At 53.5% G+C, this 14,809-nt stretch carries 2 protein-coding genes and 1 pseudogene; all 3 read right to left on the minus strand.

The window, feature by feature from the left end:
- Positions 1–11: 11 nt before the first annotated feature.
- Positions 12–12,203 (minus strand): hemagglutinin repeat-containing protein, encoded by a 12,192-nt coding sequence (locus AACX68_RS15650; protein WP_228859721.1) that lies wholly within the window; start codon positions 12,201–12,203, stop codon positions 12–14.
- A gap of 235 nt (positions 12,204–12,438) precedes the next feature.
- Complete coding sequence (locus AACX68_RS15655; RefSeq protein ID WP_228859722.1) at positions 12,439–14,148, minus strand: ShlB/FhaC/HecB family hemolysin secretion/activation protein; 1,710 nt, start codon at positions 14,146–14,148, stop codon at positions 12,439–12,441.
- Positions 14,149–14,552: 404 nt separating this feature from the next.
- Positions 14,553–14,809: pseudogene (locus AACX68_RS15660) on the minus strand (hypothetical protein); the annotation flags it as partial.

A 14,809-nucleotide genomic window follows, 5' to 3' on the forward strand; every position in this document is an offset into this window, starting at 1 on the left:
TCATCTCTCTGTCATTTATTAGGTGGCTCACGGAAACCGATTAATCTTGTACCATCAGCATTAAACCTTAATGCCCTCCCATCAGGTGCTGTTGCTTCAACTACAGTAATCCTCTGTTTGTTTTCAAAAACCACCCTTGATTCTATTTTGGTATTTGGATGACTCAATATTTCTTTAATCAAAGTCTGAGCTTCCTGATTTAAGATTGACGTCTTCTGACTAGAGTATGAATACACAGAACCACTTCTCCCTCCATGCTTTTGTAATGCTCGGCCTGCATCTGTCAATCCATTACGGTTAGGAGCTGAGGCTGCCTGATTAAGGTTATCTCTAGAAGGAAGAAGAGTGCCTCGATTAGCTAAGATATTTTCTCTGGGTAATGCCAGAGGGCTATTTTTCGTCAATTGACTCAGACTCACTCCGGCCGATTTAGCACCATAAACCATACCGATAGTTTCCTGTACCGTCATGGCAATCTTAGCCCATTCCGGTACGTCATCCATCGCTTGTTGATATTTTTTTGTGTAAGCTACATCTGCCGCAATTTTATCCCGTGCCTGTTCAGGGGTATATCCCTTCTCAACCAATCCGATAATATCGCGTGAATAGCCATCAATAAGCTGGCCATATTTCGCCATTTCATCAGGATACTGATTCAGTAAATTGTAATAAGTTTGGTACTCGGCATAACCCTGATACGATTTTTGTGCCTCAATCGCCAGTTTTTGCTCACGAAAACAGGAGGATGTAAGCCCACCCTGACAAGCATCAATCAACCGATTATCCCGTGATTGACTGGTTTCCTTAAGCGCAGCGAGTTCCTGACGTTCACTGACAGTGATCGTCCCCTCCGTTTGTTTCTGACTTAATTGAGTCTCTCTCCTTTTTTCAGTGAGATGAAGATAATTATTTTCGACCGCATTTTTCGCACTCTGTGCCCCGGATACCCCACCGGCAGTAGAATCCGTTGTTAATCCGGCCGCAATGCCTCCGGCCAGTGTAGACAGATTGCTGATTTTTTCCTTCTCATCTGGGGTGAGTTCACTGGATGCTTTACCGGGATACAGGGCCTGTGCGATAGCCGGGGCGGCCAGTTCGCCCCCGACCGCGCCCGTGGCACCAGCAATCGTTGAACCACCTTTCATTTCGGCAATGACACCGCCCAATATCGCGTGGGCCAACAAGTTAGTGGCTTGATTGCCGTCAGTCGCGGCTTTCACCGCATTGGCCAGAGACGGCGCGGCACCCGCGGCAATAGCGGCTTTGATATCCCCCCCTGCCAGCCCCTGAAGCGCCGATACCACGGCAGTGACTGCCTGACGGCGGTTGCCGCCAATATCGGCTCCCTGAGCCTTGATCGCTTCATGGTAAGCGAGCTGGTAGGCCCGGTCAGCCAGGGCGTCCGGCGTGGCCTTCACGTTTTCTTTGTCAAGCTGGGCTTTGGCTTTCTCTTTCCAGAGTTGCTGATTTTGCGGATTTTTCAAGGCGGTCGTCGCTTTGTTTGTCGCCGTTATCGCCTCCTGGGTATTGTAGGTATCCAGCACCTGGGTGCCGATATTCGCGATAGCCTGCGCTTGCGCCAGCCGTTGCTGCTCTTTCGCTTTATCGAAAATCGGGTTGAGGCTATTAGCCGCATTCGCGGGATCGCGGCTGAGCTGGCTCACATCCTGCTTTTGCTTACTGCTGTCATGGACAACAATCGCCCCTTCACTCATGGCCGCATGGGATGTAGACGTTTTGCTGTCCTGGTTCCCCGTACCGGAAAGCATGTTCGCGGCCATATTGGAGACCAGTCGGCTGTCCACGGCACCGCCCGTGCTGATCCCGGTACTCTGCTGTCCGGTTTGGTATGCCGCTTTATTCTGGATATCGCTAAAGCCCAGTGTACCGGTATTCAGTCGGTTTTTGTCTTTACTGGCTCGACTGGCAATGACGGCGCCGTCCAGTTGGGTATGCTTGCCAACGTTGAGATCAAACCCGCCTTTCCCGGCAAAAATGCCGGTCTGTTCGTTGACGGACTGGTACTGGCTGTCCATTTTTTCCCGGCTGGCCTGGGCTGAGAATGATCCGCCCGGCACGCCGTAGGTCACGCTGGCGCCGATGCGGGCGTTTTGTTGTTTGCTGCCGTAGTTGTCGGTGTCCTGCTCACTTTGCAGGTGCAGGTTACCCCCTATATTGGCGGTCACTTTCTCACCGCGCACCTGTGCCCCTTTCAGCTCGGCATCCTGTCCGGCATTCAGGGTCACCTGACCGCCTGCGGTGATCTGGGTTTCCGTATGGGTCAGCTTATCCCCGTTTTCATGGCCTTTGCCGACATTCCCGCCTGCGGAGAATTTCAGGCCGGTTCCGCCCTGCCCCACGGTCAGCCCGACACCGATATTGCCCCCTTTACTGCTGTTCTGGCCCCGGAGTGTTTCGGTATTTTGGCCTGATGTCAGGGTCATATTTCGTTTTGCACTTAGGCTGATATCCCTGCCGGCGTTCAGTTCGCTGCCCTGGACCTGAATATCCCCACCGCTGCCGGGTTTTTCTTTCTCGCCGGTGGCGGTAATACGAATATCCCGCCCTGCGTTCAGCTGACTGCCCTGCGTCACCGTTTGTTCATGCCGGGTGGCCGATTTTGATGACTGGCTGCCCAGCGACAGCTGCCCCCCAATCACATCGGTGGGTTTCTCGGCCTGCCCCCCCATCTGATTAATCGCTGCCGCTTTGGCCGACTGCGCCTCGCTCAATTGCCACGCCTGAAGCGCCTGCGCACCGGAGAGTGCAGCTTGCGTATCCAGCAGCGTTTTGAGCCGCCCTTCACTGGCTTTTCTGGCCTGCTGGGCTGCGCTGACTCCCGTATTGAGCGCACTACCTACCGTGCCTGACAGTGACAGCGTCAAACCGCTCTGCGTCGATTCAAACGTTTCTTCCCGCGTGCGTTTGTCATAGCCCGGATCAATGTGTACATTGTTGCCGGTGATACTGAGATCCTGGCCTGCGACTAAATTCGATCCGCTGATATGGGCACGGTGACCGGCGGTAATATTCACATCGCCCCGGTTGCTCCCTACTGTGCTGGCACTCTGGCTTTGTGTAGTACCATTTTCATTGCTCTGATGGCGGGTAGACTGACTGCCCACGGTAAAACCGATCCCCCCACTACTGAGTAATCCGTGCTTTTTCTTTTCTTCCAGCCGATAATGAGACTGCGTTTCAGTCGCGGCAGTCACATCGACATTGTTGCCGGCCTGTAAGGTCACGTCCTTATCTCCGGCTATCGCCGAGCCGCTCACCGCCAAATCATTGCCCGCAGCCAGATGAATGCGGTCTCCACTGAGCAGGGTGCCTGTCTCGCGGGTGACGTTATCTTTCTGTGCTGCATAACGACGCTGCTTAGACAAAACGCTTGCTTTATCCGAACGGGCTTCCGAGTGCAAATAATCACGCTCAGTGGCACTGTTGAGTGTCATATCCTTTTTCGCCTGCAGCGCCAGAGCTCCCTGTTCGCTATGCAACGTGCTGCCCGTCACCGTGATGTCGCTTTCACGGGCAACTACCGCAATACCGTCACGTCCGCTGAAGGTACTGCCTATACTCTTGTCACGGACTGTCTCCATATTACGCTGATTCTTTGTGCTTCCTACCCGTGTCTTTTCGCTGTCCTGATCCGTCACGGACTGGCGGGCATCCTTGATAGTAACCGCTTGGGCACTCAGCCCAATTCCCCCTGACTGACTCTCAACCTGTGCACCTTCTGCCATGAAATTTTTTCCCGCCAGAATAGTCACGTTCTTATTGCCGCTCAGCGTGCTGAGATGCAGCCGGTCTTCCCGGCGACTGTTGTGCACCGATGAAGTGCGACTATTGGCTTCCAGATCGGTGCGGGTGGTGGCTGTATCCGCCAGTAACTTCACATCCCCACCCGCCTGCAACTGGGTAAGGCCATCCGCTTTCGCCTGGCTGCCCTTCAGGATCAGATCCCGTTCTGCTGTCAGACTGAGGTTTCCCCCGGCATTCAGCGTACTGCCCAGTGCCTGTTGCCACTCGCCGCTGATGCGTGCCCGTCGCTTCCCGGCCTCTTCTATACCGCTACTGGTACGGTTGCCCATTGCACCTGAGATTACGTCTATGCTGCCTGTGATACGGCTTCGGGCTGTCGTGATATCCAGATTATTGCGGGCGTGCAGGCTAAGATTCTGCAGGGCATCCAGTTTCGCCCCCTGCAGCCCGATATCACCGCCGCTGAGACTGATATCACGGGCACTCATTGTCGCCTGACGCAAGGCGTCCTGCAGGTTGGTGATCAGGGACAGGCTGTCTGCCTGTACGCTGATGCTGTCAGCGCGGATATCCCCGCTCTGATGCCGGAACTGACCGGCATCAATGTTAAGCGCCTGGTTGGAAAACAGATTGCCCGCGTTTTTAATGTTGTCGGCTGACAGTTGCAGGGTGTTCCCGCCAATAACGGCACCATCACCGGCCAGGCGCAACGTGGTGTTCGCCAGATAAACTTTAGGTACCCACACGGTCTGCGGGCCGGTGTCGGTATCGACTGTCTCACTCACCAGCCAGGTGATATCCTGTTGCAACGCGGCAATCTGTTCCGGCGTCAGCGCTACACCCGGTACCAGTTGAAAATCTTTCGCCACCTTAATACCGTTTTTCATCAATGATTTATATTGTTCCAGCGCATCTTCGCCACGTACAGAAGGCCGGCCGGTTAACTGGAGTAATTGTTCACGTACCAGCCGTTGCTCATAGAACCCATCCCCCAATCGTTTATGGATCCGGTCATGGTTATATCCCATTTGCTGCAGCATATAATCACTGCTGATGAACCGGCTTCTGTTGGTAAAGCGTTCGTCGGTCACCACCAGATAATGGCTTTCCGGTGCCGGGTGCTGACGGAACAAACCGTTATTGGGGAGAGCGGTAGCCACGCTACCGAGGTGTTGCTTGTCGGTCAGGATCCGTTCGGCCGGAGTGAGCGGTCGGCGGCTTGGCGTGAGTGGCTGGATATCCGGTGTCAGACGCGGGCTACCCGGCGTAAACGGCGGGATATCCGACGTCAACCGTTGGCTGCCTAGTGTGAACGGTGGGATGTCCGCAGTCAACCGTTGGCCGCCCGGCGTAAGCGACGGGATATCTGGGGTCGCCAGTCTGCTGCCGGATGTCAGTTGCCTATCCCCTGTTTGCCAGGCTCCCCCGTCAACCTCCACCGACAGCGGATTGCGTTCCCATTGTGCCCGTTCGGCGGTAATGGCTTTCTGGGCTGCCGCAACACGGCTAATTTGTGCCTGATTAACCGTGGTATTTTCAATAGATGCCCCGTTGATAGAAACATTTCCCTGCCCGGTGATAATGCTGTCGACAGTGTCTATCGCCGTGGTTTCCTCGTGATTGAATTGAGGATACCAGTGGCGGGTATCCCTGTCGTAGTGGTCAGAAATGAATTCCGTCCGGCGTTCATTCACGGAATAGCCCTGATTAGTGATCTTACCGTTGCCTTTTATCGACAGATTACCGTTAGTACTGATCGTACTGGCGTCATTACGCAGTTGATTGGTAATGTTGAGCACCAGGTTGTGACCCGAGAGAATATGGGCACCAATCCCCTTGGACACTAATTTATCCCGTATCCGGGTTCCGGTGACCGAGCGCTCCCGGAAATTGTTGTAATCCGTCACATAGGGTGCATCCGCCATGTTGATGTGTTTCGCCGGATCCCACTGCTCAATGTATCCCCGGTTATGCTCGCGCCAGACGGTATTGTGATAAGGTGTCGGCACCTCGTGCTGGCGATGCCCCCGTGTCTCGTAGAACGTCATGTCATAGCTGCCGCCACGGCCCGGTGTGAGGGCAAGATAGTTCACCCACAGTTCACGCATCTGTCCTTCGTTGTCTTTCACCCGTACCTGTGCACGTTTACCGGCAGCATCGATATTCAGCAGGGTACCGTAGCGATTCATTTCCGCTTCTGCGTTATTGCGGAATGTCAGACGCTGTTTGACGGGAGCGATGGTATTGTGATCGGTATTAACCGATGAGCCATAAGATCGCCAGTTGTAGTGATAACGATGCCATTCGTATTCGCTTTTTTCCGCTTCTCTCTCGATGTAAAGCCCTGTACGCAGGTTATCCAGCCGCTTTGCCTCAATCACGGCATTTTTATCAGCCTCAATGCGGCTGCCCCGGTTCTCAATCAGATCACCACTGCCCAGATACAGTGAACCACTGCTGTAGATCAAGCTGCCATTCCGGTTTTTCAGATGAGTACTGGCACGCAGGCTCAACGCTTCCGTGGCAGCGATCACCGCATTACGCCCGTAGTTATCAATGACCCGGCTACGTACCGTGATATCATCCCCCATCACTGTAGCAGTGTTATCCAGTCTGTCGCTGGTGAGCATCATGCTGTCGGCTTCCAGTCGCCCCCCATTGCGCAGAATTCCCGTGGTCAGTTGCAGGGCTTTTCCTATGAGGTTTTTCACGTTGGTGAAATGGGTACTATTGACGGTCAGGCTATCCGGCAGTCGCCAGTCGGCCTCATTCGTCAACGTACCGGCAATGTTGAAAGTCACCGCCCCGTTACTGCTCAGCGTATCACCGAGCCGGTGGGTGTAATCCTGCTGCACGGTCAGCGCCAACGACTGCTGACTGAGTACGGTTCCACCCTGGTTATTCAGGAGGCGGGTATTGATTGCCAGACGTTCTCCACTTTGAATGGTTCCGCCCTGATTAGAGAGTGTCAGCACAGAAGGGGCATCGGTGTTAATGTTGAACGTATTGTTGGCGAGGAGAGATCCCTGCTGATTGTTCAGTACCTCAAGGCGCGATAGCGTCAGGGAACCCGCACTGTGCAAGCGTCCTGCACGATTGTTTAGCTCACGTGCGATCACATCGGTATGGGTCGTGCCCTGTAACAATCCACCTTCGTGATTGTTCAGTCGGTTAGTCTGCACAACCAGCGCATTCTGGCTGGTAATTTTTCCTTGCCCGTCGTTATTGATCTGCTGACTGTTAAGATGCATCGCACCGGTGGAGACCAGTTGCCCACCCTGGTTGTTCACCTGTTCACTATTGAGTGTTAATGTGCCGCCACTGTGCACTTTACCCTGCGGGTTATTGAGTTCATTAAGACGGTAAACCCCGTCCCACTGGCTGATAAGGGTACCGTTCTGATTATCAAGTCGGCTCGCAGCAAGATTAATTCCGCCCTGACTGCTGAAGATCCCCTGCAGGTTATCCACCCGCCCGGCCGATATTTGTTGATTACCGCTGCTTCTCACCGCGCCCTGACTATTATCCAGCCGTTCCAGAATACGCAGACCCAACGCTTGCTGACTCGCCATCGAGCCGGCCTTGTTCAGCAGCGACTGCGCAACAATTTGCATATCTCCCTCGCTTTGCAGTTTACCCTGTCGGTTATCCAGGCTGCCGCTTAAGACCAGATGCAGCCACTTTTGGCTGTAGATCAACCCGTTTTGCTGGTTATCTATGTTTTTCACTGTCACGGTGAGTCCGTCACCGGCCAGCAACTGGCCGCCCCTGTTCTGCAATAAACCGGCGGCGGTGCCCTTTGCCGTTCCCGCGACATCCAGCATTCCCTGAGCGCTGATTTTACCGGCCCGGTTATCAATCTTGTCTGCCTGTAGCATCAAGGCACCCGCTGACTGCAGTGTGCCTTTCTGGTTATCCAGCGTATTCACCGTCAGTGTTGTCGCCTGCTGGCTCAGTATGTCGCCATCACGGTTGTCAAACCGTCTGCCTGAGGCAGACCAGCCTCCCTGACTGCCCATCCATCCCCCGGCGTTAACCATCTCCTCCGCCCGCAGGAACTGCATCAGTTTGCTGAAGATATGGCCGTGACTGTTATCCAGTGTGCGGGTGAAGTTCATATCCAGCGCATCCAGCACCTGAACTTCTCCCTTCGCATTGCGGAGGCTCTGAGCATTCACTGTACTACGTCCGCCACTGGCCAATTTACCGCCCTGATTGTCCCAATCGCCCGTGAGATCCAAACTCAGTGCCTGCAAGCTCTGGACAAATCCCTGCTGGCGGTTGAGCAGGTTCTTACCCTGTAATAACATGACGCCGCCACTCAGTAACGTGCCCGCGTCATTGTTCAGCAGGCCATTTTCCCCGCCCAGCCATTGCAGGCGTTGCTGTGCTGTCAGCGTCCCCGCCTGATTAATGACATCCCCGGTACTGTCGAGAGCCAGATCGCCCCCAGAACGCAATTTTCCCTCCGTATTATCGATACTCTGCGCGGAGACGGTCACCTGTTTACCGCCTTGTGCCGTGCCGCCGCGGTTATTCCAGTGACCGTCCGTGTGGATCGTCAGTGCCTCTGCGGCCTCAAACAATCCAGCCTCACTGTTAATCGCCTCGCGGGCTTCAAGCTGTAAGCGCCCCTGGCTGAGTACTTTGCCCTGCATATTATTCAGGTACTGTGCTGTCAGTTGCAGCTGTTCGCCGCCCATTTCCCCGGACTGGTTATCCACACGGCCGGCCATGGTCAGATCCAGTGCCTGCTGACTCAGGATAAGCCCCTGCTGGCGGTTGGTGAGCTGCCCACCCACAAGGGCTATCGCGCCATCGCTGAGCAACGTACCCGCATCATTATTCAGCAGGCTGTTAACACCCCCCTGCCAGCGCAGGTTGTGTTGTGCTGCCAGAATACCCGCCTGATTAATGAGATCCCCGGTACTGTCGAGCGTCAGATCGCCCCCAGAACGCAATTTTCCCGCCGTGTTGTCGACACTCTGCGCGGAAACGATGACCTGTTTACCGCCTTGTGCCGTGCCGCCGCGATTATTCCAATGACCGCCCGTGTGGATCACCAGCTCCTCGTCGGCTTCAAACAGCCCCCCCTCACTGTCGATCGCCTCACGGGTTTCAATCTGTAAGGGCCCCTGACTGAGCATTTTTCCCTGCATATTATTCAGGTGCTGTGCTGTCAGTTGTAGCTGCTTACCACCCATTTCCCCGGACTGGTTATCCACACAGCCGGCGATGGTCAGATCCAGTGCCTGCTGACTCAGGATAAGCCCCTCTTGGCGGTTGGTGAGTTGCCCACCCACAAGGGCTATCGCGCCATCGCTGAACAACGTACCCGCATCATTATTCAGCAGGCTGTTAACACCCCCCTGCCAGCGCAGGTTGCGTTGTGCCGACAGAATGCCTGCCTGATTAATCACATCCCCGGTACTATCAAGTATCAGATCGCCCCCGGAGTACAGTTTACCGTCGCGGTTGTCGATGTTCTGCGCGGAGACAGTCACCTGATTGCCCCCTTGTGCCGTGCCGCCGCGGTTATTCCAGTGGCCGTCCGTATGGATTGCCAGTGTTTCTTCGGCTTCAAACCGCCCATCCTCATTGTCGATGGCCTGCTCCGCATCTATCTGCAAACGCCCCTGACTAAACAATTTACCCCGAGTATTGTTCAGGCGCCGGGTTGTCAGTTGCAGCTGTTTGCCACCCACCTCCCCAGACTGGTTATCCACACGGCCGGCGATGGCCAGATCCAGTGCCTGCTGACTCCGGATAAGCCCCTGTTGGCGGTTGAGCAGATTCTTACCCTGTAATAACAGGGCGCCGTCACTCAGTAGCATACCCGCATCATTGTTCAGCAGACCATTTTCCCCGCCCTGCCAGCGCAGGTTGTGTTGTGCCGCCAAGATGCCCGCCTGATTAATCACATCCCTGGTACTGTCGAGCGTCAGGTCGCCCCCGGAGCGTAGTTGGCCCTTCGTGTTGTCTATACTCTGCGCAGAGACGATGACCTGTTTGTCTCCTCTTGCTCGACCACCGCGATTATCCCAATGACCGTCCGTGTGGATCACCAGCTCCTCGTCAGCTTCCAACAGCCCACTCTCACTGTCGATGGCCTGATCCGCCTCTATCTGCAAACGCCCCTGGCTAAGCAACTTACCCCGCGTATTGTTCAGGTGCCGGGTTGTCAGTTGCAGCTGTTTGCCACTCATCCCCCCGGACTGATTATCGATGCTCTCGGCGGTGGTCAGGGTCAGCTTTTGCTTGCTCAGGATTGTACCCTGCTGGCGGTTGAGCAGCGTCTTACCTTTCAATGACATGGCGCCGTCACTCAATAACGTGCCCGCGTCATTGTTCAGCAGGCTGTTAACACCCCCCTGCCAGTGCAGGTTGTGTTGTGCCGCCAGGATGCCTGCCTGATTAATGACATTCCCGGTACTATCAAGTATCAGGTCACCCCCGGAGCGTAGTTGGCCCTTCGTATTGTCGATACTCTGCCCAGAGACGTTGACCTGCTTGCCGCCTTTTGCCGTGCCGCCACGGTTATTCCAGTGACTACCTGTTCGAATCACCAGCGCTTCATCGGTCTCCAATAGACCGTTCTGATTGTCAATGCCGTCCTGATGATTCAGCACCAGTGCTTCTGGTCCGGTTTGGGTGATTTTGCCCTGACGATTGTTCAATTTTCGGCTGGTTAACGTTAGGAGCTCCGCACTCAGATCTCCGCGCTGGTTATCAATGTGCTCAGGTGCGTTGAGCGTGAGATTTTGACGGGCATGGACTTTGGCATCCTGTAAATTCAGTTGCGTGTCTGATGTCAGTGTCAGGTTGCGGGCTGATGTCTGGCTTTTCTCCAGTGAGAGATCCTGAGCTTCGACAGAGACATTATCGTGCGCTGCAATCTGCCCCTTCAATTGTGCGGTTTTTCTGGCTTTAAGGGTCAGCGTGCCGGGTTGCGTCACGTTACCGTCACGATCTACACCGGCAGCCAGCTGACCATCGGCCTGATTCTGTATGGCAGTGCTCTGACTGCTCAGATGACGGCCCGCCCGAATTTTACCCTGATTAGCTAACTGATCGCGCACGGTCAGGGTGATATCCCGGTTGGCCGTCATTTCACCCTGATTGGCCAGATCCCCCTGATTATCAATCTTGATATCCTTTGAAGCCGTCAGCTTGCCACTGTTGGTGAGATGTCCCTCACTGCGGACGACCAACTCATGGGCCTGCACTTGCCCCTGATTTAACCAGTTGCCCTCATTTTTCAGGGTGATGTTTTCAGACGCAGCCAGAGTCCCCCCGTTAGTCAGCTGACCCCGGCTGTCAATCGTCAGACGACCGGGCTGGGTCAGTTTACCGTTCTTATCAACACCCGCAGCCATCTCGCCCTGATTCACCAGACTCCCCTTATTTTGACTGGTGATATTCCCGGACGCAGTGATTGAGCCGCTATTGATCAGTTTCCCGTTGCTGTTGAGCAGCACATCCCCGGCCTGTGCCCCTAAATGCCCCGCATTACGCACACCGACCCCTTTTTCCGTGCCCACCAGTTTTATTTTGTTAGCATACATACCGCCAATGGCAGCCACATCCAGGCTGAATTCGGGCTTGCCGTTTCCGTCACTGGCGGCGGTTTGCAGCACATTACCTTGTGCATCGGTCCGGTTCTGACCTGTGGTAACGGTTAAATTCTGTGCGTGCAGTTTGGCATTTATTTTCACGGCCCGGGCAATCAGGCGGGTATGATCACTTTTTTCATCATTCAATCCCTTCCCCTCAACCGCAATCTGACCGTTTTTCACATCGAATCCTTTCAGGCGACCATTTTCCAGCACGGCCTGTCCCGCAGCCAGCGTGGTCTTATTGGCATTAATAAAACCACAGCCTTGACAGGTGATCCCGGCTGGGTTCGCCACAATCACTTCTGCCCGTTGACCGGCAACTTCGATGAAACCATTCAGTTGACTGGGATCACGGCTATTGACTTCATTGAGGATAATTTTGGCTTCCCCTTTGGCCAACCATGGGTTACCGGTGATATGACCGGCCAGCGCCGTTTTGGTATTCGCGGTACTGTTATTGAGGATGGCCCCTTTTTGCTCCACATCAAACTGCCGATACTGGTTACGGGATACCCCATCATTATTCGGAGTCTGAATGTTGACCTGCGGGATACCGTTGGCGGTGGAGATCACTGTCGGTTGTTCTTTGCCGGGGGCTTGGTTATCCGCCATAATCGTGGCGCCGGCAGGCTGACTGACCAACCCCAACGCCAATGAAACGCCCAGAATTAATGGCCGCAACGAAACGTAGCGGGATGACACCGCGTTGACGGGGATGTCACGGTGTGTCGACTCCATGGTATGGCTTTTCGCCAGTTCTGAAACCACTATCAGCATTTGACGGGTCTTGCTGAAAATCACGCGATAACGCAGCTTATTCATCGTGCGAACCTCATTTCAGTAGTGTCACCGGGGATGAGTAGCTTGCCATGAGTGCGCTTCATTCCCCCCTGAATTCAATCACTGTTTGGTCCCGCACGTTACCCGTATGGTATCGTGCGCAGAAATAGGAACAGGAAACAATCGTGCGTTTCAATAAGTGGCGCTAAGGTAATACACCGCTCCCAGCACTCATGCAGAGAGCAGCCTCAACACCACTTAACATCGGTATTTGTCCTCAGTACTGCCAGTTCAGGCTAAACGCCACATACGTTGGGTCAGTTTTAAACCCGTCCGGTTTGGAAAAAGGTGTTCCGACAGACACGTCGTAGACTAAATTGGCCGAGCGGATCGGGCCTTTCATTCCCAATAGACCGCCAGACAGTGTGCGGCCAATTTCAAAGGCCGTGTTATTACCGCTCACACGACCATAATCGGCGCCCAGATAAAGCTGTTGTTCCGGCAGTGGAGTCTGCCATGAGAAGGTGTTGCGCACCGTCCAGCCTTCATCAGCACTCAGCGAATGTTCACCGTCAAAACCGCGTACCGTCCAACGATTACCGATGCTGAACCGATCCTGAGGTGTCAATGGCTTGTAGCTCCATTGTTGTTGGTATTCAATGCGGTGCTGAAAAGACTGGCTGTCCAGCGTAAAAGGGGTATTGAGCGAGGCTGAAAGCTGAGTGAGCCGCGGTTTGGCCGTAGCATAATTTTCACTGTCCGGTGAATAACGGGTTTCTTCCGATGCAGACAGGGCTCCGAACCAACGGGTACCTTGCTGGTAACGTATGCCGGCATCCAGTACCGCATCCCCGATATAATGGCGGTGATCCAGTCTCAGGCTCCAGTTACTGGTTCGGCGCTTTTGGCCCTCAACTTCGGTTTGCTTGATGAAGTTCCGGGTTTGGCGGACATTCACGCCATACGTTAACGTCGTCTTAGAATGCGTATTGCGGTGTAACACCCGGCTAAGTTGGGCATTGAGACTTTGACTCCGGCCACGGTATTTTGCATCCCCAGTCAGGAGAGGGACCGTTTGTGCATACGTGTATTTGCTGCCGGTAACAGCAAACTGCCAATAGCCAAAAGGTACGGAATAATGCGCGGTGTAATTGGCCGAATGTTTGCGGCCGGTAAAGGATAAATCCTTTGTCACCGCCACATAAAGCAGGTCACTCAGTGAGGTCGGATTATCGAGGGCGAACATCATCCCTCCCTGCTCCCGCCCGGTGGCTTTTGTGCCACTGTTATCCAGCCAGGCCCCCATATGCCAGAAGCGGGACTGCTGACGCTGGACAACGATATCTGTTTCGCCGGGCTCGTCCCCCGGCACCAGTTCCATGGATGCCTGAGTATTCTGTGCACTCTGGAGGGCTTCCATTCCTTGTTCAATCGCCCGTAAATCCAACAATTCTCCTGCCCCGGCAGGTATCGCCGTAAACAGAGAGGCGTATTTATCCGCCCCATCCGCATAACGGATCTGCCGGATTTTTCCCGGTACCACATTCAGTTTTAGATCACCCTGACTGAGATCCTGCTCCGGAACCAATATCCGTGTTGTCACCCAGCCGTGTGAAATCAGCCGATTCTGCATGTTACTCATCAGCAGTCCAATGCCCTGCGCCCCCAGGCACTGTCCAACGGCTTGATCAGCCAGACGCTGCAAGGGAACCCAGTTAGGCAAGGCCTCACGGCCCGATAACGTCACCTGGCGGATATCAAAACAGGGTGACTCTTTAGGAAAAGTCAAATGAGACGACGACACCGCTTCGGCATCATCTGACAGACTGACCCGGGGCGGCTTGGCTTCCAGCCGTTGCGCCTGCGCCTGCTGTTGCTGTTGTTGGTGAATTAAGGGTTCATCTGCATACACCGGCAGTAGAGTAAATATCCCCCATCCGGTCAGCCCGGTGGCTATTTTTTTCCGGCTGAAAAAAGTTTTTGTCATATTTTTTCTCAAATGAAAAAGACGGGAACATTATCTTTAAACCACAATGCGAAAACCTTCGGTGAGGGAAAAGTATGTCTCAGATTATTGATGTTTCAATCTAATCATCATGTAAAAAATAGGTTATTCCTGGCTCAATAAAACCAAAATAAAGATTAAAGAAAATTTAAAGGGTTAATGTTATGAATAATAATGGAAATATTAAATCATCGTGACCTAAATAGAATTTAAACGAAATGAGTTTTTATAAATAGCCACTCATTCATATACAAAATATTAAAAAATTTCGTCTATTTTAGGCAAAAAACCGTGCCATTCTCTATTGAGGGAAAATATAAAAAGAGACACACAATGAGCCTTGTTTCTAAATTTGTGTAATGACTTACTTTTAACCCCAATTCCGCTTAAGCTATTACTGAAATATCTTCTTCTGAGTAGAAAATTTTCAGTGATGGCTTTTTCTCTTTAAGGCAGTAAGCAATCAATCCCGTTAAAATGGTTAACAAAAAACCGGTTATACTTCGGTGACGAGAATGTTCTAATTGAGAGTCGTTTTTTAATTGTCCATTAATCGGTTGAGTAGGCCGCGGGAACTGCCCCCGCAGCCTCTCGCAGAACGGTACGTGAGCCTCTCGACTCATACCGCTCCCATCAGGCAAAC

It is taken from the genome of Xenorhabdus sp. PB61.4, from assembly GCF_963894935.1.
In the GTDB taxonomy this organism is placed as follows: domain Bacteria; phylum Pseudomonadota; class Gammaproteobacteria; order Enterobacterales; family Enterobacteriaceae; genus Xenorhabdus; species Xenorhabdus stockiae.